Source organism: Marivita sp. S0852 (assembly GCF_046591575.1).
Lineage (GTDB): Bacteria > Pseudomonadota > Alphaproteobacteria > Rhodobacterales > Rhodobacteraceae > Marivita.
The window spans coordinates 1-22,554 of sequence record NZ_JBIQWA010000001.1; the positions used below are offsets into that span (position 1 = coordinate 1).

General features: G+C 56.1%; 23 protein-coding genes and 1 tRNA gene. 12 read left to right on the top strand and 12 right to left on the bottom strand.

Annotated features, from left to right (window positions below):
* A partial coding sequence (locus ACG74X_RS00005) for a transposase (RefSeq protein ID WP_411231808.1) occupies nucleotides 1-257 on the top strand: 257 nt, incomplete at its 5' end.
* Between the two features lie 76 nt (nucleotides 258-333).
* On the opposite strand, the gene ACG74X_RS00010 is transcribed toward ACG74X_RS00005, so the two are convergent.
* From ACG74X_RS00010 to ACG74X_RS00020, 3 genes are all read right to left on the bottom strand, one after another.
* Nucleotides 334-410: transfer RNA gene (locus ACG74X_RS00010), tRNA-Arg, on the bottom strand.
* 45 nt (nucleotides 411-455) lie between these two features.
* Complete coding sequence (locus tag ACG74X_RS00015) at nucleotides 456-929, bottom strand: GNAT family N-acetyltransferase (RefSeq protein ID WP_411231809.1); 474 nt, start codon at nucleotides 927-929, stop codon at nucleotides 456-458.
* Nucleotides 917-1,228, bottom strand: coding sequence for an ETC complex I subunit (locus tag ACG74X_RS00020; RefSeq protein ID WP_411231810.1), 312 nt, complete (start codon nucleotides 1,226-1,228; stop codon nucleotides 917-919). Before ACG74X_RS00020 ends, ACG74X_RS00015 begins: the two co-directional genes overlap by 13 nt.
* A 421-nt stretch (nucleotides 1,229-1,649) precedes the next feature.
* Here ACG74X_RS00020 and uvrB point away from each other — a divergent pair, with 421 nt between their 5' ends.
* Nucleotides 1,650-3,833, top strand: a complete 2,184-nt coding sequence (uvrB, locus tag ACG74X_RS00025) for an excinuclease ABC subunit UvrB (RefSeq protein ID WP_411231812.1) — start codon at nucleotides 1,650-1,652, stop codon at nucleotides 3,831-3,833.
* Between the two features lie 236 nt (nucleotides 3,834-4,069).
* Nucleotides 4,070-4,309, top strand: coding sequence for a YecR family lipoprotein (yecR, locus tag ACG74X_RS00030; protein WP_411231813.1), 240 nt, complete (start codon nucleotides 4,070-4,072; stop codon nucleotides 4,307-4,309).
* A gap of 257 nt (nucleotides 4,310-4,566) precedes the next feature.
* On the opposite strand, the gene ACG74X_RS00035 is transcribed toward yecR, so the two are convergent.
* Entirely contained in the window at nucleotides 4,567-4,815 is a 249-nt protein-coding gene (locus ACG74X_RS00035) for a zf-TFIIB domain-containing protein (RefSeq protein ID WP_411231814.1), read from the bottom strand.
* A 149-nt stretch (nucleotides 4,816-4,964) separates the two neighbouring features.
* Between ACG74X_RS00035 and ACG74X_RS00040 the strand changes: the two genes are divergently transcribed.
* The 9 genes from ACG74X_RS00040 to ACG74X_RS00080 all read left to right on the top strand — a co-directional run bounded on the left by ACG74X_RS00040 (nucleotide 4,965) and on the right by ACG74X_RS00080 (nucleotide 15,496).
* Complete coding sequence (locus ACG74X_RS00040) at nucleotides 4,965-5,411, top strand: excinuclease ABC subunit B (protein ID WP_411231816.1); 447 nt, start codon at nucleotides 4,965-4,967, stop codon at nucleotides 5,409-5,411.
* A 57-nt stretch (nucleotides 5,412-5,468) separates the two neighbouring features.
* Nucleotides 5,469-7,907, top strand: coding sequence for an ATP-dependent helicase HrpB (gene hrpB / locus ACG74X_RS00045; protein ID WP_411231817.1), 2,439 nt, complete (start codon nucleotides 5,469-5,471; stop codon nucleotides 7,905-7,907).
* A gap of 174 nt (nucleotides 7,908-8,081) precedes the next feature.
* Nucleotides 8,082-8,963 carry a tRNA 2-thiocytidine(32) synthetase TtcA gene (ttcA, locus tag ACG74X_RS00050; RefSeq protein ID WP_411231818.1) on the top strand — a complete coding sequence of 294 codons (882 nt, stop codon included), beginning with the start codon at nucleotides 8,082-8,084 and terminating at the stop codon, nucleotides 8,961-8,963.
* A gap of 59 nt (nucleotides 8,964-9,022) precedes the next feature.
* The gene (locus tag ACG74X_RS00055; RefSeq protein WP_411231819.1) at nucleotides 9,023-10,552 is read left to right on the top strand and encodes an EAL domain-containing protein; all 1,530 of its coding nucleotides are present in this window, start codon (nucleotides 9,023-9,025) and stop codon (nucleotides 10,550-10,552) included.
* 141 nt (nucleotides 10,553-10,693) lie between these two features.
* Nucleotides 10,694-12,511, top strand: coding sequence for a membrane protein insertase YidC (yidC, locus tag ACG74X_RS00060; protein ID WP_411231820.1), 1,818 nt, complete (start codon nucleotides 10,694-10,696; stop codon nucleotides 12,509-12,511).
* Nucleotides 12,512-12,702: 191 nt separating this feature from the next.
* Entirely contained in the window at nucleotides 12,703-13,353 is a 651-nt protein-coding gene (gene yihA, locus ACG74X_RS00065) for a ribosome biogenesis GTP-binding protein YihA/YsxC (RefSeq protein WP_411232863.1), read from the top strand.
* Nucleotides 13,354-13,443: 90 nt separating this feature from the next.
* The gene (argB, locus tag ACG74X_RS00070; protein WP_411231822.1) at nucleotides 13,444-14,313 is read left to right on the top strand and encodes an acetylglutamate kinase; all 870 of its coding nucleotides are present in this window, start codon (nucleotides 13,444-13,446) and stop codon (nucleotides 14,311-14,313) included.
* Nucleotides 14,310-14,963 (top strand): ferredoxin, encoded by a 654-nt coding sequence (locus ACG74X_RS00075; protein WP_411231823.1) that lies wholly within the window; start codon nucleotides 14,310-14,312, stop codon nucleotides 14,961-14,963. The genes argB and ACG74X_RS00075 overlap by 4 nt, the downstream gene beginning before the upstream one ends.
* A gap of 47 nt (nucleotides 14,964-15,010) precedes the next feature.
* Nucleotides 15,011-15,496, top strand: a complete 486-nt coding sequence (locus ACG74X_RS00080) for a SixA phosphatase family protein (RefSeq protein ID WP_411231825.1) — start codon at nucleotides 15,011-15,013, stop codon at nucleotides 15,494-15,496.
* 68 nt (nucleotides 15,497-15,564) lie between these two features.
* Here ACG74X_RS00080 and ACG74X_RS00085 read toward each other — a convergent pair whose 3' ends face one another.
* The 8 genes from ACG74X_RS00085 to crcB all read right to left on the bottom strand — a co-directional run bounded on the left by ACG74X_RS00085 (nucleotide 15,565) and on the right by crcB (nucleotide 22,535).
* The gene (locus ACG74X_RS00085) at nucleotides 15,565-16,335 is read right to left on the bottom strand and encodes an amino acid ABC transporter ATP-binding protein (RefSeq protein WP_411231827.1); all 771 of its coding nucleotides are present in this window, start codon (nucleotides 16,333-16,335) and stop codon (nucleotides 15,565-15,567) included.
* A gap of 12 nt (nucleotides 16,336-16,347) precedes the next feature.
* Complete coding sequence (locus ACG74X_RS00090; RefSeq protein ID WP_411231828.1) at nucleotides 16,348-17,643, bottom strand: amino acid ABC transporter permease; 1,296 nt, start codon at nucleotides 17,641-17,643, stop codon at nucleotides 16,348-16,350.
* 27 nt (nucleotides 17,644-17,670) lie between these two features.
* Nucleotides 17,671-18,885, bottom strand: a complete 1,215-nt coding sequence (locus ACG74X_RS00095; protein WP_411231830.1) for an amino acid ABC transporter permease — start codon at nucleotides 18,883-18,885, stop codon at nucleotides 17,671-17,673.
* Between the two features lie 127 nt (nucleotides 18,886-19,012).
* A complete protein-coding gene (locus tag ACG74X_RS00100) occupies nucleotides 19,013-20,032 on the bottom strand; it encodes an amino acid ABC transporter substrate-binding protein (RefSeq protein ID WP_411231831.1) in 1,020 nt (339 codons plus the stop codon).
* Between the two features lie 179 nt (nucleotides 20,033-20,211).
* On the bottom strand, nucleotides 20,212-20,934 hold the full coding sequence (locus ACG74X_RS00105) for an ATP12 family chaperone protein (protein WP_411231833.1): 723 nt from the start codon (nucleotides 20,932-20,934) through the stop codon (nucleotides 20,212-20,214).
* The gene (locus ACG74X_RS00110) at nucleotides 20,931-21,104 is read right to left on the bottom strand and encodes an HAD family hydrolase (RefSeq protein WP_411231834.1); all 174 of its coding nucleotides are present in this window, start codon (nucleotides 21,102-21,104) and stop codon (nucleotides 20,931-20,933) included. Before ACG74X_RS00110 ends, ACG74X_RS00105 begins: the two co-directional genes overlap by 4 nt.
* Before the next feature lie 10 nt (nucleotides 21,105-21,114).
* Nucleotides 21,115-22,158 (bottom strand): RluA family pseudouridine synthase, encoded by a 1,044-nt coding sequence (locus ACG74X_RS00115; protein WP_411231836.1) that lies wholly within the window; start codon nucleotides 22,156-22,158, stop codon nucleotides 21,115-21,117.
* Nucleotides 22,155-22,535, bottom strand: coding sequence for a fluoride efflux transporter CrcB (gene crcB / locus ACG74X_RS00120; RefSeq protein WP_411231837.1), 381 nt, complete (start codon nucleotides 22,533-22,535; stop codon nucleotides 22,155-22,157). Before crcB ends, ACG74X_RS00115 begins: the two co-directional genes overlap by 4 nt.
* Nucleotides 22,536-22,554: the final 19 nt, after the last annotated feature.

Consider the following 22,554-nt stretch of genomic DNA (forward strand, 5'->3'; position numbering starts at 1 on the left):
ACGCGTTGAAAGACAAAGGGATACGCGCCTGTATCCGTGGCCGAAAGCAGCGCACGACGAAGGTGAAATATGACAAGCGCCGATACAAACGGCGCAACCGCATCGAGATCATGTTTGGCAGGCTCAAAGATTGGCGGCGCGTGGCGACACGCTATGACCGCTGTCCCAAGGTCTTCCTCTCAGACATCGCCCTCGCTGCAACGGTCATCTACTGGTTATGTATTCTGACCCTAGGCTATATTGGGGCAATACTGTGAACAAGCGCTTGACAGGGTGTGCATGCAGAAACGCCATTTCGTGCATGCTTATGACACATCTACAAAAACAGGTTAATGGCGATCCCTGAAGGACTCGAACCCTCAACCTGCTGATTAGAAGTCAGCTGCTCTATCCAGTTGAGCTAAGGGACCGCTGGGCTTTATGTGCAGACTTTCGCGCGTCAGGGCAAGAGAGGGTCAGAGCGATCGGGTCATAAAAACGCTATATGGGTCTTCGACGTAGTCTCCGAACGGCGGGCATTCGACGAAACCGTGGCGTTCATAGAGACGGCGTGCAGGTGCAAATGCGTCATCGGAGCCGGTTTCAAGGCTGACCCGGGACATTCCCATAGACCGGGCAGCGTTCAGCATATGTTCCAAGAGCGCATTGCCGATACCCCGCCCGCGTGCCTGGGATATTGTGTGCATCGACTTCAGCTCTGCATGGTCGTGCTGCAAGGGTTTGATTGCCCCCATTCCAAGGGTTTTTTCGTCTGCCTTGAGCACGAACAGGGACGCGTCGGACGCAAACAGGTCGTCTGCCCGCATTGCGTGACAGCTTTCTTCGGGTGTTTCCGAGGCCATTGCTTGAACGTGGCGGGTGATCAGGTCCAACACGTCTTGCGTCGGCTGCGCCACGCGCTCGATCCGGTAGGTCACTAATGCGTCCATGCACCTTTGCGATCAACGGCAAAGTTTTCGGCATAGCCGCGGGGCCGGATATTGGGTTTGCGCTTATTGGGCGCGAACTGGACCACCGTGATGCCGTGTTCCTTGGCATAGGCTTTTGCGGCGTCAAGCGTGTCGAATGTCAGTTGCACCTGGGTTTGTGTGTCCGATGACGAGGTCCATCCCATCAACGGATCGATTTCCCGCGCGGTGCGGGGCGCAAATTCAAGCACCCAGTGTTTTGTCTTGGCGGTGCCGGAAGACATCGCCGTTTTGGAAGGCTGATAAATTCGTGCAAGCATGTCGGTCACCTGATCCATCGTTGGTGCAGATATGCGTAAAAACATGCGCTCGTGCAAGCGTTTCAGCGGCTTTGAATTGTCGCATGTCTGTCAGGTTTTAGTGCAAGCAGGGAACCAGGTGCTCCGAGCCGCGGGGAGCGAGGGGTGGGTGTGTGCGACCCGAACTTCCATGGTTCCAACTGCTTGCCTCTGAAAGCTACCCCTTAAATACAACTTTGGGAAACGAAAAAGGCGGCTTGCCTGACTTTCTGCCCGCGCCCCGAGACAGCGCGCAGTGTAAGGTTTTGTTTACAGTCACCTTTTTTGTGTCATTGACGGCAGTGCGACAAAGGTTGCAATCGGCGTGAATAATCCCCATTTTCACAGTCCCCCGGTCAGGGTGAGGCAGATTTGCCCATTCTGCGATTCTTTGTGGTGGTTTATGTCCGATATTGCCGTTCTTCACTCTCCTGCCCCTGATGTCCGCAGTCGCGAAAAACTGGAAGGCGGCATTCGCTTTCGCATGGCGACCGATTTTGAACCGGCGGGCGATCAACCGACTGCCATCAAAGAGCTTTCTGCCGGTGTCATTCAGGGCGAACGCGATCAAGTGCTGCTTGGAGCGACCGGGACGGGCAAGACCTTTACGATGGCCAAGATCATCGAGGAAACGCAGCGACCTGCAATCATCCTTGCACCCAACAAAACGCTCGCCGCGCAATTATACGGCGAGTTCAAGGGGTTCTTTCCGGACAATGCGGTCGAATACTTCGTAAGCTACTACGATTATTATCAGCCAGAGGCATATGTGCCGCGGTCTGACACTTATATTGAAAAAGAATCGCAAATTAACGAACAGATTGACCGCATGCGGCACTCGGCGACGCGCGCGCTGCTGGAACGCGATGATGTGATCATCGTGGCGTCGGTGTCGTGCATATACGGCATCGGGTCTGTGGAAACCTATGGGGCGATGACGCAGGATTTGCATGTTGGCAAAGACTATGATCAGCGCAAAGTGATGGCCGATCTGGTGGCGCAGCAATATCGGCGCAACGATCAGGCCTTTCAGCGCGGTGCCTTCCGTGTGCGGGGTGACAGCCTTGAGATTTTTCCGGCCCACCTGGAAGACCGCGCCTGGAAGCTGAGCTTTTTTGGTGAAGAGCTTGAGAGCATCACCGAATTTGACCCGCTTACCGGCGAAAAGACCGGTAGTTTCGAGCGCATCCGCGTCTACGCCAATTCGCATTATGTCACTCCGAAACCAACAATGCAGCAAGCCATGATCGGCATCAAAAAAGAGCTGCGCACACGGCTTGATCAGCTGGTGGCCGAGGGCAAACTGCTCGAAGCGCAACGGCTGGAGCAGCGCACGAATTTCGATCTTGAGATGCTTGAGGCAACCGGTGTCTGCAATGGCATCGAAAACTACAGCCGCTATTTGACCGGGCGCGCCCCAGGCGAGCCGCCGCCCACCCTGTTCGAGTTCATTCCGGATCATGCCATTGTTTTCGCGGATGAAAGCCATGTGTCTGTGCCGCAAATCGGCGGCATGTATAAAGGTGACTACCGGCGCAAGTTTACATTGGCCGAACACGGGTTCCGCCTTCCGTCCTGCATGGACAACCGGCCTCTCAAGTTCGAGGAATGGGACGCGATGCGCCCGCAATCCGTGTTTGTGTCCGCGACCCCTGCCAAATGGGAAATCGAACAAACTGGGGGGGTGTTTACAGAACAGGTGATCCGTCCAACCGGATTGCTGGATCCCGAGGTCGAAATCCGACCGGTCGACATGCAGGTTGACGATCTTCTTGATGAGATCCGCAAGGTGACAGCCGATGGATACCGGACATTGGTGACAACGCTGACCAAACGAATGGCAGAAGACCTGACCGAATACCTGCATGAACAGGGCATCAAAGTGCGGTATATGCATTCTGATATCGATACGATCGAACGCATAGAAATCCTGCGCGATCTGCGGCTGGGCGCGTTTGACGTGCTGATCGGCATCAACCTGTTGCGAGAGGGTCTGGACATTCCGGAATGCGGTTTGGTGGCCATTCTTGATGCGGATAAAGAGGGTTTTCTGCGGTCAGAAACATCGCTTGTCCAAACCATCGGACGGGCCGCACGAAACGCCGACGGTCGGGTCATCATGTATGCGGATCGGATCACCGGGTCGATGGAACGGGCCTTGGCCGAAACCAACCGGCGCCGTGACAAGCAGATTGCCTATAACGAAAAGCACGGAATAACCCCGGAAACGGTCAAAAAGAACGTCGAGGATATTTTGGCCGGGCTTTACAAGGGGGATGCGGATATGAGCCGTGTCACCACCAAGATTGACACCAAACATTCCGGGTCCAATCTGGCAGCGGTGCTGGATGGTCTGCGCACAGATATGCGCAAAGCTGCCGAAAATCTGGAGTTCGAAGAAGCCGCCCGGCTTAGAGACGAGGTGAAACGTCTTGAAGCTGTTGATCTGGCCATCGCAAACGATCCATTGGCGCGCCAGTCGGCTGTTGATGCCGCCGCCGAAGCGGCGGTCGCGTCTTCGGGACGATCAACAGCAGGGCGTCCGGGCCAGCGGGGCGGGAATGTGAAACGGCGCAAGAAGCGGTAGGCGTAAAATGTCTCAATCAAAGGAGATCGTTGCGCATTCACCATTTGGCATCTTTGTTGCTACAATACCGACAGCCTCATGAAAATTACGCCCTGAAGCCAAAGTTTCGACCCTTTTGGAGGTGATCAGATCACGACATCACCAAAAGGAGTTTTTCTAGAATGTGGAAACGAACGAGCGGAGTGCTAAGCCTTCTGGTTTTGGCAGGCTGTATGCAGCCTCCGCATGAGCCAGCGATGCCTATCGACGGGAGTAGAAGCGACGGAATGGTTGTGTCTCAAATGACGCACAATCCCAACCTGGGGTATCGACCTGATTATTCCCAGCTGCGAAATTCCGCAAAGCAAGCTTGCATGCGCTGGGGTTTCAGAAGCGCTGCACCCTTTGGCACGCCGCAGCAATTTTGCGATCAATATGGTCAGAATGGGCGGTGCGACGCGGTCCTGATAACACAAAAACACCAGTGCAGTGTTTAACGGAAGACAATGAAATCTTTTCGCATCAGACTAACGGTGGAGGGCAAAACGTCCACCACCCTCAATTTTCCGTAGCATCGAAAATCAACTCACAGGCACCGATGGAATTCCATGCGAAACCAGGATTCAAAAATTAAACAAACGGGACAAAGGGCACACCGCATGCGCCCATTGTCAGGAAAGCCATTACAAAAATCCAGACGCGCATCAAAACCTCCCTAGGTTAAGCGGGTCTGGCCGATCTATCGACAAGTTAGTTAGAAGTCGAACAACTCGTCCAGGAAGCCGCTACGTTTTTTCCTTTTGTGGTAGCGACGGTCGTCATATCCGCGCGATGGTTCTGCCTGTGGGGGCGGTGGAGGTGAAGCGTAGGATTCACTGCGTTCGATAATCTTGTCCAGTTCTCCCCGGTCGAGCCAGACGCCACGGCATTGCGGACAATAGTCGATTTCGACGCCTGATCGTTCGGCAATAACAAGTGCGGTTCCATCGATCGGGCATTTCATAAGACGTCTCCTGTATGTCGTCGTTTAAACTGTTGGAGTTAAAAACATAATAACTGGATATTGGTTTACACCCCCCGAACGTCCGATTTCGTCTGCTCTGCCCGCCTGTCGTGACTGGCCAGCCAGACACAGCACTCTAGATCATCGGTATGCGTAGTAGTTGTTTCGCCCTGTTCCTGCTCTCTGGCCCGGCTGCCGCTTGGGAATTCACACCGTATCCGATCTGCACATTGTTCCATCAAGGCGCAGAAATGGCCGTAGCTGTGACCTATGATGCGCGCGTGCCAGAATACAAAATCCGGCTGTCGCGGGAAGAGGGTTGGCCGGATGGCCCGGTATTCGCGCTACGTTTCGAAGGCGCGCGCAATCTGACGATTTCAACGGATCGCCACATGATTGACCCTCAGGATACGCGCAATCTGGTTGTTCGGGATCGGGGATTCGGGAATGTCCTGAACGGGTTGCAATTCAACACCCGCGCCGTGGCCAGCATTGGGGGGTTGGACATACCGGTGTCTTTGGTCGGAGCGGCCCCAACGGTGCGGGCCTTTCGGGCCTGCCCGCTGGACAATCTGGTCGAGGCCCATTTGAGGTAAGTCCCCCTGGGATATCGCCGCCTTGCCCATTGGTGTCACGCCGACATAGAAACCCATATGATCCAGCTTCCCATCGACGCGGTGCTTCCCGCCTTGATCGACCATTTGCGCACCACCGGCCGGGCGGTTTTGCAGGCACCACCAGGTGCGGGCAAGACGACGCGTGTTCCGCTGGCGATGTTGGACGCCGGGATGACGGATCAGAGGATCGTAATGCTAGAGCCCCGTCGCCTTGCCGCCCGCGCCGCGGCCCATCGCATGGCCCAAACCCTGAACGAACCGGTCGGCGTGCGCGTCGGATACAGGGTTCGCGGCGATACAAACGTATCCCGCGATACGCGGATCGAGGTGGTGACAGAGGGTATTCTGACCCGCATGATCCAGTCCGATCCGGAATTGACCGGCATTGGGGCCATCATATTCGACGAATTTCACGAACGGTCATTGAACGCGGATCTGGGATTGGCGCTGTGTCTGGAAATCGCGGATGCCCTGCGCGACGATTTGCTGTTGCTGGTCATGTCGGCCACGCTTGACGCGGACCCCGTTGCCGATCTGATGAAAGCCCCCATCGTGACGTCCGAAGGCCGCAGTTTTCCGGTGGAAACACGTTGGTTAAAGGCACCTTTGGCCAAAACCAAGCGCTTTGAAGACGCGATGTCCGATCTCATCGGCACCGCGATCCGCGAAACCGAAGGCGGTCTTTTGGCATTTCTGCCCGGAGAAGGGGAAATCCGGCGGGTTCAGTCAGCTTTGGACGGGAAATTGCCTACGGACATCCAAATTCGCCCGCTGTTTGGCGCGCTGCCCTTCAAGGCACAGCAGGACGCCATCCAACCTGAACGCAACGGGCGAAAACTGGTTCTGGCCACTGCTATTGCCGAAACATCCCTGACCATCGAGGACATCCGCTGCGTTGTGGATGGAGGTCTCGCGCGGCGCGCACGGTTTGACCCCGGCTCTGGTATGTCACGCCTGATCACCGAAAAGGTCACCAAAGCAGAAGCCACCCAACGCGCGGGTCGCGCCGGCCGGGTCGCACGTGGCGTCGCGTACAAGCTGTGGAGCAAAGGTGAAGACGGGGCCTTGCGCGCCTTTCCCCCTGCCGAAATTGAGGCGGCAGACCTTGCACAACTGGCGTTAGAGCTTGCTTTGTGGGGCGCATCCGCCGGTGATCTGCCGTTTCTTACGCCACCTCCGGACGCCGCATTGACCGAGGCGCAAGCCTTGTTGCGGCTGCTTGGTGCCTTGGATGACAAAAACCGGATCACCGATCATGGGCGGCATCTGGCCAGGCTTCCGCTGCATCCGCGGTTGGCGCATATGCTGGTGCGTGCCGGACCGCCAGCCGCGCGGCTGGCTGCGCTGTTGGCAGACCGCGATCCGGTCCAGGGGAGCGGTGTGGATCTGGGCTTGCGACTGGAGGCCTTGCATGATCCGAAGAAGTTTTTGGCAACCCGTCACGCCACCGTTCACCGTGCTGCGCTTGACCGCATACGGGCAGATGCAAAACGGCTTCAAAAATCTGCCAAAGCCGCACAGATTGACGGGCTAGGTGCCGCAGAGATGGCTGCATTGGCCTATCCCGACAGAATTGGCCTGCGCCGCAAAGGCGATGCCGCCCGGTTTCAGCTATCGGGCGGCAAAGGGGCCGTTATGGACGATGGGGATGCACTGGCCGGGGCGCGCCTGATCGTAGCAACCGATCTTGACGGCAACCCCAGAGAGGCGCGCATTCGGCAGGCGATCCAGATTTCGGAGGGCGCGCTTCGTAGCCTGTTCGACACCCGGATTGTTTGGGAGCAAAGTTGCGTCTGGTCCCGGCGCGAGCGTCGCGTTCTTTCGCTGCAGCAAGAAAAACTGGGAGCCATCGCGCTGGATCAACGGCTTTGGAAAGACGCGCCGTCTGAAAAGGTTGCGGCTGCGATGCTGGAGGGCGTGCGCGATTTGGGCCTGCAGCCCGCCATGTCAGATGCGGCCCGCCGGTTTATTGCCCGCGTGACCCTTGCGCGGGATGCGGGCCTTGATGTTCCGGACATGTCGGACAATGCGCTGATGGACACGGCGGACACATGGCTGCTGCCCCATCTCTCAGATGTGCGCACCGCCGAGGCCTGGAAACGATTTGACCTTTTGCCGCCTCTGCGTGCGATGCTGGATTGGGGGCAAATGCAGGCTTTGGATCACACCGTTCCCGGCACGTTCAAAACCCCGCTGGGCCGCGATATTCCAATTGATTACTCTGGCGACCATCCCGAGATTGCGCTGCGCCTGCAGGAAATGTTCGGTCAAAAGACACATCCAATGGTGGGAAAGACGCCTTTGCGCGTGACGCTTCTGTCCCCAGCGCAACGCCCCGTTCAAACCACGCTGGATCTGCCGGGTTTCTGGGCCGGGTCTTATGCCGACGTCCGCAAAGACATGCGCGCCGCCTACCCCAAACACCCTTGGCCAGAAGACCCCACCGATGCAGACCCGACCCTGCGCGCCAAATGACGCAAATCTTGATGAAAACATGAGCGGAGCGTTCAATATCCTGGGTTTGTTTGCCCTGCGGTTTTTCGCAAGTTGGTCTAAAATACTGCATGAAAGCTAAACACAGAGCTTTGCTCCCAACAGGACCGGACCGGCCCTCTTGCCGCATGGCGCGGAACACCGTACATCGCCCCTATGTTAGATGATGCTGACGACATTCACCCACTGTTCTACGGTGCCCCCAAAACCACCGAATTCAAAAAGCTGCGCAAGCGCATTATCCAGAATGTGCGCGAAGCGATCGAGCAGTACGGGATGGTTGACCGCGACACCGCGACACCGCCCAAATGGCTGGTCTGTCTGTCCGGCGGCAAAGACAGCTACACGCTTTTGGCTGTGCTTTACGAATTGAAATGGCGCGGTTTGCTACCTGTCGATCTTCTTGCGTGCAATCTTGATCAGGGGCAGCCGGGGTTCCCGGCCACAGTGCTGCCGGAATTTCTTGAGAAAATGGGCGTTCCGCACCGCATCGAATATCAGGATACCTATTCGATCGTCATGGACAAGATCCCGCAGGGCCGGACTTTTTGCGCTCTGTGTTCACGGTTGCGTCGCGGTAATCTTTACCGGATTGCCCGCGAAGAAGGATGCAGCGCTGTTGTGCTAGGCCATCACCGCGATGACATTCTTGAAACCTTTTTCATGAACTTGTTCCACGGAGGCCGGCTTGCCACGATGCCGCCAAAACTGGTTAACGAAGACGGCGATCTGTTTCTCTATCGTCCATTGGCGCATGTGGCCGAAGCCGATTGCGAAAAATTCGCAACCGCAATGAAATACCCCATCATTCCGTGTGATTTATGTGGCAGTCAGGACGGATTGCAGCGCCAACAGGTTAAGGCCATTCTTGACGCCTGGGAAAAGAACAGCCCGGGCCGACGCCAAGTCATGTTCCGGGCGCTGACCAATGCGCGGCCTTCTCATCTTCTTGATCACAAGCTTTTTGATTTCGCAGGTCTGGAAACGATCCCGTTGGATGTTTCGTCAAATTCTACGGATATTCCCAAACTGGATTAAACGCATTCTTTCCCTTTGTGCCCGACATTCACCAAAAGTGCTTTCGGGATGTCGTTGGAATGAAGCTGACACCAGATATCAAGACAATGCAGCGTGCCGTGCAACGCGGCCTGCTCGGCCCACATATGCTGGCCTTTTTACCCGCGATTTGTCTGGCCGCATATTGGGCCGGCGGGGAAATGCTCTTGCTTGCGTGTGCGCTATTTACCCCGCTTTTTTACGCAATCACCGGGGGATTTGCACGCACGACCAGCCCGACCAAAACAGATCCACCTGCCAAGCCGGGATTGGCTGATGTCGCACAGGATTTTCTGGAAACAGCCCTGCAAACCGGCCAGACGACGGCGTGTTTTCAAATCAGGGTCACAGGTTTGCAAGACCTTGCGCAAAGCTTGGGCGACAGCGCCGCGGCCGACGCAAAAAAACAGCTGGTGGCGCGTGTGACATCAATTTTACGTGAAAACGACCATGTTTTTCCAAACGGCGAAACCCGGTTAACGGTTCTGATTGCACCGGGATACCGTCTTCAGCTGGATCAACTTTTGGACATCACCAAACGGATCAGAAAAGCGGCAGAGGAACCTTTGTCCATATCGGGAACCACGCAACATGTTTTTGTGGCGATTGGGGTCGCTTCCTCATTGACTTTCGGTCGAAACGCCACCGGCGAAAACTGGGTCGACAGCGCGACCCAAGCAATGAACGATGCCAGCTCTCATGGGGTGTCGGCGACCCGGGTTTGGTCAGAAAAACTGTCTCGCCAACATGACACGCGACACGCATTGCGCAAAGACCTGGTGACCGCTTTCGATCAGGGCCAGATTCAGGCTTATTTTCAACCCCAGCTCAGTGTCCGGACCGGTTTGGTGTCGGGAATGGAGGCTCTGGTCCGCTGGGAACATCCGGACGATGGCGTTCTGGAGCCTGCATCGTTTCTGCAGGCTCTACAGGACAGTGGTTATATGGACAGGTTGGGACTGATCATGCTCAGGCAAAGCCTGACCGCACTTCGGCAGTGGGATGACGACGGCTGGGCCGTGCCGACCATTGGCGTGAATTTCTCTGCAACGGAACTGCGGAACCCAAGCCTGATTGACCAAATCGCCTGGGAACTCGACAAATTCGGTTTGGCCCCTGCACGGCTTGCCGTTGAAGTCCTTGAAACGGTTTTTTCAAGCGAAACAGATGACATAATTCGACGCAATCTGCAGGCTTTGGCCGACCTGGGATGCCGAATTGATCTTGATGATTACGGCACCGGTCATGCGTCGATTACAACGCTCAGACATTTCCCAATCCAGCGCATCAAGATTGACCGGCTGTTTCTGCGCAACGCGGACACGATACCAGAGCAAAAGCAGATGCTATGCGCGATCCTGAAAATGGCAGAACAGCTTGGACTTGAAACCCTCGCAGAAGGTGTGGAAACGCTGGGCGAACACAGTGTTTTGCAAGATCTGGAGTGTCAGTATGCTCAGGGTTTTCTGTTTTGCGATCCAAAATGTGCGCGGGATATTTCAGATTGGCTTGCTCATCATCATGCAACCCACGCAACTCAACCAGCACCGACACTTCGTCGTATCAATTAAAAGGCCCAAGCGCATCACGCATGGTCAAAACTCACTGAACAAATGCCGCATTCGCCTTTGTTTGCCGTGTTTCCGCTTGACCTTCATGCACTGTGCCTGTTGAACGCTGCGGTAATCCAAAAGCACAGGTGGCGGTTCCCGATGGATGATCAAAACAAGAACCTTCTTATCGCGACAGCGCTAAGCTTTGCGGTCATACTTGGGTGGTTTGTTTTGTTTCCGCCACCAGACCCGGCGCTTGACCCCGAAACATCGCTGCCGCCCGCCACCGAAGCCACGTCGCCGGCGATTGCGACAACTCCGGAAGCGGCGGCAACCGGGGCAACGGGAACCGGCGCAGTGCCAGAGGCCCAGGAAGTGGCCGACGCGCCCCGCGTCCCGATCCAGACCGACCGTCTGACCGGCTCTATCTCGTTGTCGGGGGGGCGAATCGATGATCTTTCGTTGAAAGATTATCGCATCACACTGGATGAAGACGCGGACATCGTACATTTGTTGAACCCGGTAGGTTCAGACAATCCGCATTACGCGGTTTTCGGCTGGGCCCCGGGTGGCGGGCTCACCCTCGATGATGTGCCCAGCGTGATGACCGATTGGTCGCTGGAAAGCGGGGACACCCTTACGCCGTCATCCCCGATCACACTGCGCTGGGACAGCCCGGCGGGTGCTGTGTTCCGGCGGACAATCGAAGTCGACGAAGACTTCATGTTCACGGTGACACAATCTGTTGAAAACACAGGGTCGAACGCCCTGACTGTCGCGCCATACGGGCTTATCGCGCGGCACGGCGAACCCATGGATCTCAAGAATTTCTTTATCTTGCACGAAGGTGTTGTGGCGATGGCCGACGGCACTTTGGCAGAGATCGACTATGACGAAATGCCCGATTTTGCGGTTGTTCCGTCAGAAGGTGCCCGCGCCGAGGTCACACAGGTTGCCGAAAGTGGCTGGATCGGGTTCACCGATCATTACTGGATGACAACGGTCATTCCACAGAATGGCACGCCGTTCCGCCAGGTTGCCAAATATAATGAGATCAGCGACATCTATCAGACCGAAGCGGTGCAGCCGACGATCACAATTGCAGCGGGCCAGTCGCAGGAGGTGACCACGCAGTTGTTTGCGGGTGCCAAGGAATGGGAAACCATCCGGGACTACGAGAATGACGGTGTCGACCGTTTTATCGATTCAATTGACTGGGGCTGGTTCTTTTTCCTCACAAAGCCGATTTTCTGGCTGCTGCATCACCTGAACCTTCTGATCGGCAACATGGGCTGGGCCATTATTGGCCTCACGCTGATCATCAAGGCCGCGCTGTTCCCGTTGGCGTATAAATCATATGTGTCGATGGCGAAGATGAAAGAACTCCAGCCGGAGATGGAGAAAATCAAAGAGCGCGCTGGCGACGACCGTCAGAAGCTTCAGCAAGAAATGATGGAGATGTATAAGAAGGAAAAAGTGAACCCGGCCTCAGGATGTTTGCCAATCCTTCTGCAGATCCCGATCTTTTTCTCGCTTTACAAGGTGATTTTTGTCACGCTGGAACTGCGTCATGCGCCGTGGCTTGGACCGTTTCAGGATCTGTCCGCGCCCGATCCGACCTCTATCTTTAACCTGTTTGGGGCCTTTCCATGGGATGCCCCAACACCCGGGTCACTTCTGGCGTTGATCTTTATCGGTATCCTGCCCTTGTTGCTGGGCATTTCGATGTGGGTGCAGCAAAAGCTGAACCCGGCCCCCACGGACCCGACACAGGCAATGATTTTTGCATGGTTGCCCTGGGTGTTCATGTTCATGCTTGGCGGGTTTGCGAGCGGGCTGGTGGTCTATTGGATTGCGAACAACACGATCACATTCACCCAGCAATATCTGATCATGCGGTCACAGGGCTATAAACCGGATGTGTTTGGAAACATAAAATCAAGCATAAAACGCGGCCCCAAGTCAGATCAGAAATGAAAATTCACCGCACCGACATATGGCGGGCTCCGACAGATAGCCTGGGTTGGACCCCGCTTGCGGCGGTGGTGCAATCCGCTGGCATGTTTGGTAGATCGTGGTGGGCTGTGCCTGTAAATTCTCAAAAAGATAAACCCATTCGGTACCTGGCGGCGTCGCACCATCAGCAGGTGAGGTGACTCGTGTCTGACATGCGCCTTCCCTTTCCGCTCGCTGACGAACCTGACACCGTGGAACGCGAAGTTGGGCGCAAGCTTTTTGCCGGAGAGGTCGATTTCCTCAAAGGTGTTGTGGCCATGGATGGTCTGCCGCCGGATGATCGCATCGAAGTCTGTTTCGCGGGCCGATCCAATGTGGGAAAATCGTCGCTTATAAACGCGGTGACAGGGCGCAAAGCGTTGGCCCGGGCCTCAAATACGCCGGGGCGGACGCAGGAAATCAACTATTTTACATTGGGCGATGACCGCTATGTCGTTGACCTGCCCGGGTATGGCTATGCGAACGCGCCGGTGAAGATTGTTGAAAAATGGCAGTCGCTGCTCAAACATTATCTGTCCGGCCGGGCAAGCCTCCGCCGCGCCTTTGTGCTGATCGACAGCCGCCACGGGATCAAACCCGTGGACGAAGAAATCATGACCCTTCTCGACAAAAGTGCGGTGACATTTCAGGTCGTTCTGACCAAAGCCGACAAGATCAAGCCGGCCCAGCACGACACGCTGTTGCAGCAGGTGCGCGAAAAACTGTCAAAGCATCCGGCCGCCTATCCGGAACTGGTTCTGACCAGCAGCGAAAAAGGTGAGGGCATCCCGACGCTGCGCAGTATCATCGCGTCTATCACCTAGGCTTAGCATCTGAAACGGCTTGTCTTGGCCATCGGCTTGGACCACACAAAGGTAACGTCAGGCCGTGGTCTGACATGGATATAAGAGAACATGAAATCCCAGGATATGGACCAAAATTGGATCGCGACCGCCCGCACCCTGTCTGAGGCGCTTCCCTATATGCAACGCTATGCCGGGGCTGTGGTGGTGGTGAAGTTTGGCGGCAATGCCATGGGCGATGACGCCGCAATGGCGGAATTTGCGCGCGATATCGTGCTGATGCGACAGGTCGGGATCAATCCGGTTGTGGTGCATGGCGGCGGCCCGATGATCAACGACATGCTGAAACGGCTTGAGATCAATTCCACCTTTGTACGGGGCAAACGGGTCACCGACAAACAGACCGTCGAGGTCGTTGAGATGGTGCTGACCGGTTTAGTTAACAAACGTATCGTTCAAGCCATCATGAATGAGGGCGGACGCGCGGTTGGGCTTTCGGGCAAAGACGACAACCTGATGGTCTGCGAAGCGGATGATCCCGAATTGGGCTTTGTCGGCCGACCGGTCAAGATGAACGCCCAGGTTTTGCGCGACCTGTTTGATGCCGGGATCATTCCGGTGGTGGCCCCGGTGTCGACCGGCACTCAGCCCAATGAAACCTATAACGTCAACGGGGATACGGCCGCCGGTGCCATTGCCGGCGCGCTGGAGGCGGACCGGCTGTTGCTGTTGACAGATGTCAGCGGTGTCAAGGACGCGGATGGCAAGGTTGTGACAGCGATGACACCGGAAGACGTAAAACAGATGATTGCGGATGGAACGATTGCCGGTGGTATGATCCCCAAAACCGAGACCGCCTTGAAAGCGATTGAACAGGGGGTGCGCGCGGTTGTTATTCTGGACGGTCGTGTGCGGAATGCCTGTTTGCTTGAACTTTTCACAGAGCATGGCGCGGGTTCCTTGATCCGTCCACTGCGGTGACACTCTCTGAGATTGATACGGCGGCGCGTGATCTTGGCTTGGCTGTGCGTGGCGCGTTTCACCCGGACGCGGATGATCATGCTCCCAAGGGTGCGCAAACCGTGGTGATGTTGGGGCCTGACGAGCCGGGTTTTTGGGCTCTTTTTCAAGCCTCGCCCGAATATGCCGACGGTGCGGATCACCCGCTGGATCGTTGGTCCAAACGGGTCACGACCACGCTCGCAGCACCCTGGAAGGCGACAGCGCTGTTTCCATATGACGGCCCGCCCTACGCGCCATTTTTACGGTGGGCGGAAAAAACCGGCACGCATTGGCCGTCGCCGGTTGGACTGCTTGTTCACGCGACAGCAGGTCTTTTTGTCAGCTTCCGGTCTGCCATTGCCCTGCCACAGCGACTGAAGCTGTCTGACAGCTCTGTGAACCCCTGTTTAAGCTGTGAAGATCAACCCTGCAGAACGGCATGTCCTGTCGGGGCGTTGGTGCCTGGCAAGGACTATGATGTTCCAGCATGTGTGGCGCACATAAAAAGCCCGGCAGGTGCCGATTGTCGAAACGGCTGTCTTGTGCGGCGGTCCTGTCCTGTCTCAAAGTGCTTTGGGCGTGTGCCGGAACAATCTGCTTTTCACATGCGCGCGTTTTTGGGAGACTGAGCAAACCTTTTGGGAAAGGCCCCACGCTTTTGAAACGATTGATCCTCATGCGACACGCGAAATCAGATTGGTCCACCAGTGGGGATGATCACAGCAGACCTTTGAATGCCCGCGGCATGAAAAGCGCTGTAGCGATGGGTGATTGGGTGCGTCAGCACAATTGGGTGCCAGAACAAGCCTTGTGTTCGTCCGCCACGCGCACGCGCCAAACATTGGACCTACTGGGGTTTGACGACCTCCAGACACGGTTCGAACGCGGTCTGTATTTGGCAGAAGCGCGCGACATGATCGGCTGTCTTCAAACGGCACAGGCAGACACGGTGCTTATGGTTGGCCACAATCACGGGATTGCGGACTGCGCGCATCAGCTGGTCGCTGACTGGCCAGACCACCCCCGGTTTGCCGATTACCCGACCTGCGCCACTTGTCTGATCAGCTTTGACATCGCAGACTGGTCCGATGCCGCACCAGGGCTTGGGCGGTGTACGGAATTTGCAATACCGCGCGAGGTTATCGCGGCCGCACAAAAGTAAACCTGCGCAAAAAACCCGGGACATAAGCCCGGGTTTTTCGTTTTGCCCTGCAGCCGGGTTATTTCAGGTCAGTGACCCAAAATCTGGCTCAGGAACAATTTTGTGCGTTCGTTCTGAGGATTGTTGAAGAACTCTTCCGGTTCATTTTGCTCAACAATCTGACCTGCATCCATAAAGATGACGCGATTTGCGACTTGACGGGCAAATCCCATCTCGTGCGTCACGCAGATCATCGTCATGCCTTCTTCGGCAAGCTCGACCATGGTATCCAGAACTTCCTTGATCATTTCAGGATCAAGCGCTGATGTTGGTTCGTCAAACAACATGATGCGCGGACGCATGCAAAGTGACCGCGCGATTGCAACGCGTTGCTGCTGACCGCCTGACAACTGGCCGGGATATTTATTGGCCTGATCAGGGATTTTCACCTTGGTGAGAAAGTGCATCGCGACTTCCTCGGCTTCTTTCTTTGGAGTTTTACGCACCCAGATTGGAGCCAGGGTGCAGTTTTCAAGGATCGTCAGATGCGGAAACAGGTTAAAGTGCTGAAAGCACATGCCCACCTCTGACCGGATCTTGTCGATGTTCTTGACGTCCGAGGAGAGCAATGTGCCATCCACCGTAATCGACCCTTTTTGGTGCTCTTCCAACGCATTGATGCAGCGGATCAGGGTAGATTTCCCGGACCCGGACGGCCCCGCGATGACGATCCGTTCGCCCTGATAGACGGTCAGATCAATGTCGCGAAGAACGTGAAACGCGCCATACCACTTGTTCATGTTTACGATTTGAATTGCCACCTCGTCAGAGACAGCCATCTGTTGGGCTTGATCGGCCATGGATTTCACTCCTTATCTGTGATCGGTGGCGAGCTGCCGCTCGAGCCACTGCGAGTATTTTGAGATGCTGAAGCAGACGATAAAGAACATCAGGACAGCAAAGCCCCACAGTTCCCAATAGACGCCGTTCCATTCGGTGGAGGCAAGGATCGGCCCGCGGATCATGCCGACAAGGTCGAACATCGAGATCACCGACACCAGCGTGGTGTCCTTGAACAGCCCCACCGCGACGTTGACGATCCCCGGAATAGAGATCTTGAGCGCTTGCGGCATGATGATCAGGCGGGTCGCCTGTGCATAATCAAGCCCGAGCGAGTCAGCGGCCTCGTATTGTCCTCGCGGCAGTGCTGCCAAACCACCCCGGATCACCTCGGCGATATAGGCCGATGCAAACATGGTGATCATGATGATCACCCTCAGGATAAGGTCAAATGACGTGCCGGGAGGCAGGAAATAGGCCAAAACCACATTCGCCACGAAAAGCAACGTGATCAAAGGCACGCCGCGGATGAATTCGATGAAGACGATACAGATCCACTTGATGATCAGCATGTCCGACTGCCGCCCTAGCGCCAGCAAAATCCCGATAGGCAAGGACAGCGACACACAGACGGTGCCCAGGATCATGTTGAGCATGAAGCCGCCCATATCCCGCGACGCGACAGGCTCTAGCGCCATCAGGCCAGGGGCAGCACCGGTGATAAACCCACCGATCCACCATGTGATGATTGTCACCACAACGCCTGCGCCAAGCCCCAATGCAAAGCTTTGACGGTCCAGTTGTTTGAAAGCTGAGTATCCCGCAACAAACCCGATCAATGCCACGATCGGAATCAGGATGCTGCCGCCCCAGATCAGCCAGAAGGCGATAAAGGGATAAAGGCCGGTAAAGATCAGAAGTTTACGCGGCGCTTTTGGATACAGCACCGGAGCAAGGGCCACGATCAGCATGAAAAACGCAACCGTTGGACGCCAATACTGATCAGAGGGGTATTTGAACCCGAACAAAAGCTGGTTCCATCGCTCGGTCAAAACCGAGAAACAGGCTCCCGTCATGCCGTCCAGCATTTCACGGCACTCGGCCAGCGAGCTTGTTGTCCAAATCCCGTTTGCGAACCAGGGCCAGGCTCCGGACACGATCTTATAGATGAAATACAGCGACAGAATGGTCAGCGCTGTGTTGAACCACCCCGAGAACAGGTTTTCACGCATCCATTTGATCACCCCGGCCTCGGATGCTGGCGGAGCCTGTTCGGGGATCATGGTGTCGCGCACGAAGGCGACGGTTTGAGCATGTGTGTCACTCATGATTTGCGCTCCTTTGGACCGACCATCTCAGCGCTCCTTCAGCTTAACAGCGTTGTTGTAGACATTCATGAACGCCGAAATCAGAAGCGAAATCGTCAGGTAGAACACCATCAACAGGACGACACATTCAATCGCGCGCCCGGTCTGATTGAGCGTGATCCCCCCCAAGGTTCCGGTCAGGTCCATATAGCCAACCGCAATCGCAAGGGACGAGTTTTTGGTCAAATTGAGATATTGCGAGATAAGCGGCGGGATGATCACGCGAAGCGCCTGAGGCAACACGACAAGGTTCATAATTCGGTTCGGACGCAGACCCAGAGACGCCGCCGCCTCGGTCTGACCTTTGCTGACGGCGAGAATCCCCGCACGGACGTTTTCGGCAATAAACGCAGCGGTATAGATGGACAGGGCAAACCAAAGGGCAATCAGCGAATTCCGCATGAAAATCCCGCCCTGAAAGTTGAAGCCCCTCAGTTCAGGATATTCCAGCCCGATGGGGCGACCCAGAATGAAGTACGCCAAAATCGCAGGAATAAAGAAAAGCCCCAGCGACGGCAAAAAGGTTGGGATCAGTTCTCCCCGGTCGTACAGGGCCTTTTTGGCATAATTGCGCAGTGCAAAAATACCGGCGATGGAGGCCAGAAACACAGCAATGACAAGTCCAGAACCCGGGCCAAAAACAGGGGCCGGAGCGTAAAAGCCGCGTCCGGTAAAAGCGAACGCGTCCAGAACCATAGAGGCTTCGGGCGTGTCACCGCGGAAATCCCGTGGCTGCGGAAGCACCGCAACAAAGACCGCCATGATGATCAGAATCCAGATCAGAACTGGAACATTTCGGAAAATCTCGACATAGATCGACATCAACTGACGCACGAGCCAGTTGTTGCTGAGGCGCAGAACCCCCACGATCACGCCGATGATTGTTGCCATGATACACCCCAGAAGAGCGACCAGCAGCGTGTTCAGCACGCCCACCATCGACGCCTGCCAATGTGACGATTGGCTGGTATAGGGGATCAGTGTTTGATTGATGTCGTAACCTGCGGGTTCGCCAAGAAACTGGTAAGAAATGTTAAGACCAGCCGCCGCAAGGTTTTGCACAAGGTTCATGCCAAGATACGCCATGGCCAGAACCAGAAGAAGCAGTGCTATGAATTGGAATGTATATGACCGATATCGTGTGTCGTTGAGCAGCATAGATAGCTGGAACGACCGCGATGGCGGGTCAGAATATGTCGACATAAGTCTATCCCTGTGTACCTGAATCCAGATGGCGGCACTTTGCGTGCTCTGTTGCCTGATCCGAAGGCTTGTTCGTTGGTTAGAAAAAGGGCGCGGAGTGTTCCGCGCCCTTTTCTAGATCTAGATTTTAGCGGAAGGGCGGGCTGTAAAGCAGGCCACCTTCGGTCCACTGCGCGTTCAGGCCACGCGCCAGACCGATCGGTGTGTTCTCACCGATGTTCTTTTCAAACAGCTCGCCATAGTTGCCGCCAGCGGCAATCGCACGCACGGCCCAGTCAGCGTCAAGGCCAAGCATCTCGCCAAGGGTGCCTTCGGTGCCGAGCAAACGGTTGATTTCCGGGTTGCTACCGGCAGCGGCAGACATTTCTGCGATATTGGCAGAGGTCACGCCCAGCTCTTCTGCTGCAATCAGCGCGTTCAAAACCCAGCGGTTGATATCCGCCCAGTCACTGTCGCCATGACGCACAAGCGGTCCCAGTGGCTCTTTCGAGATGATCTCGGGCAGAACAACGTGGTCGCCCGGGTTTTCGAATGCCGCGCGTGTTGCGGCAAGGCCGGATGCGTCTGTTGTGTAAACATCGCACGCACCTTCAAGATAAAGCGGCTGCGCTTCGGCGTTTGTTTCGATCGGAACCGGCTCATACGAAATGTTGTTCGCACGGAAGAAATCCGCCAGATTCAGTTCGGTTGTCGTTCCTGTCTGGATGCAGACTGTCGCGCCATCCAGTTCCTTGGCGGACGAAACGCCCAGCTCTTTGGGAACCATGAAACCCTGACCGTCGTAATAGTTAATCCCGACAAATTCGAATTTCAGGTCAACATCGCGCGAAAATGTCCAGGTGGTGTTGCGCGCAAGCAGGTCAATTTCGCCAGACGCAAGCGCGGTAAAGCGGGTTTTGCCGGTTGTCGGTACAAATTCAACGGCGTTCGGGTCGCCAAGCACGGCAGCGGCCACGGCGCGGCAGACACCAACGTCAAAGCCTTCCCATTCCCCGTTCGCGTTTGGAGCTGCAAATCCGACGAGACCGGTTGTCACGCCGCAGTTCAGCTTGCCGCGCGCTTTCACGTCGTCAAGTGTGGCGGCCGACGCTACACCAGCCGATAGGCCAGCGGCGGTCATCGCGCCAAGAATTGCAATCTTTTTCATTTTTACCTCTTCCTGTTAGCCCGCGCTTTTGGGCGCAGTTTCTGACAGGCGTATTTACGCCCATGCGACTAAGGTAGGCGCTACCCTACCAAAAGTGTAGGCAATTTTTTGGGGATTCAGGCAAGTAGGTCAAGCAAAATAGGACATATACCTGCCCAAGACCCAAAGTTTCCTTGGCGTCACGTCAAACTTTCATCGCCAATCAAACGCATAAAATGATCGGCATGCAAGAAAGCCGCTTTCTTATGTTCGGCCATTTTCTGGGCTTCTTCATCGATGCCCCATTGTTCTTCTTGCCAAATCTCATCCAGTCGCGACACGGTCCACAGGTCGTCGACGGGAAAACTTGCAAGCTTGGCGGCAAAGCCGATGATCAATGAGCCGCTGATGGACACAAGATCGTGAAAGGCGGCCAGTTCAAAATTTGACATATCATGAACCCGGGCGCGCAGTGTGGTCAACGCCTCTGGCGACTGAGCGACATGGATCACGCCGGTTCGCGGCTCAAGCCGCGCTGACAACTTGTCTTCCGCCCAGTCCAGCAAGGGGTTCCATTGCTGTGCCTGTCGCAACACCAATTCTTTTGGTTGCGCCGCGCGATAACACAGCAGATCGCTGTCCGCATAATCCGCCAGCATGTCCGCCACCTCGGCGTGTTGCACAACCACCTTGTCAATCGCGGCATTGGCCGTGCGCGTAAACGGCATTGTTTTTGGGTCGATCAGGTCGACCTGCGCATCGAATTCGGCGGCAATCCGGGCGCCAAGTGCTCTGGACGGCACCGACAGAACGGCTTTGGCCGGGGTGCGGACAGGTCGGCCATCCAGCAACACGCCAAACCCGTCATCGGTTGCGGTTGTCTCGGCGGTCTTCCAGAAACGTTTCGGGGCCCATTCGCTCATGTCAGGCGCTCCATCCAGGTGGCAAGAGTGGTTGCAAGGTCGGCGACCGTATCCACGATTGCGTCGGCGTCCGAAAGACCCGATTTTGGCTGATATCCCCAACTGACGCCCAACGTCTGAACCCCGGTCGCGCGCTCCATGGACATGTCATAACTGGTGTCGCCGATCATGATGGGACACTTATTCAAGATCTTCGAACGGGTCCGCCGGGACATCGCGGGCATCCCATTGCACAAACTCCCATGTCCGCTCCATATGCTCTGGAAGCGGCGCCGTGATCGAAAGCTTGGCACCTGTCACCGGGTGTTTGAGAGAGATCGAGCGCGCGTGCAGATGCAGCTTTCGGCTTATCGCGCCACCCAGCATCGCCCCCCAGCCATCGCCGAGGTTTTCCTGACCGGACCCGCCATATTTCCCGTCACCGATGATGGGATGGCCAATTTCGGACATATGGGCACGCAGCTGATGCGTGCGTCCGGTGATGGGAACCATGGCAACCCAGGCAGCGCGTTTGCCCAGGGCGCTCAGGACCGCATAATCCGTTGTGGCGTGCTTTGCGCCTTCGGTTGTTGCAACATCTCGCGGATGCACAGCACGCATCTTTTCGTTTTCGCCACCAGATCCGTGACCGGGTGCTTTAACAAGGCCAAACTTGATTGTGCCCATTTGCGGCATCGGAACGCCCGCCACGGCCGCCCAATAGATCTTTCGCGTTTCCCGCGCCCGAAACGCTTCGGTCAGGGCCCCAGCAACCGCGCGGGTCCGCGCAAGCAGCAAAACGCCGGATGTGTCCTTGTCCAACCGGTGCACAAGGCGCGGTTTCTCGTCATAGCCAAACGTCAGAGCTTCGGCCAACCCGTCCACATGGCGCGTCTGTTTGCTGCCGCCCTGGGTTGGCAAACCCGGGGGTTTGTTCAACGCGATGATGTGGTCATCCCGGTACAGGATCAACGCTTTCATCATCGCCGCATCCTTGTCCGACACGGTTGGCTTTGGCCGGGATTGCACATCGCCCGGTTCCGGCAAGGGAGGAATGCGCACATCCTGACCGGTGGCCAGACGGGTGTTGGCTTTGACACGCCCGCCATCGACACGCAGTTCGCCTTTGCGGCACATCTTTTCGATACGCCCCTGCCCCAAATGCGGGAAAAGCCGTTTGAGCCAGCGATCCAGCCTTTGATCGGCATCGCCCGGACCAACAATGATATTCTGAACCCGGCTCATGCAAACACACTCCTTGCCGCCAAAAGGCCTAAGGCCAATGCGCCGACCGATAAAACCACAGACGCCACGACATAAAGAGACGCGAAGCCAATCTGACCGCGTTCGATCAATGTCATGGTCTCAAGCGAAAACGCCGAAAATGTTGTAAACCCGCCCAGGACACCCGTCATGACAAAAGGCGACAGCGGGGTTAGTCCGCGATGCGCCGCGGCGACCACAAACGCCCCCATCAGGAACGATCCGATCACGTTGACGCTTAGAACAGCGATGGGAAACTCTCCATGTCCGAACATCCGCACAACGGCCACCCCGGCCAAAAACCGAAGGCAGGCCCCGATGGCACCGCCAAGCGCAACAAGAGACAGGGTGGTCAACATGCGCGGTCTGTCGCGCGCG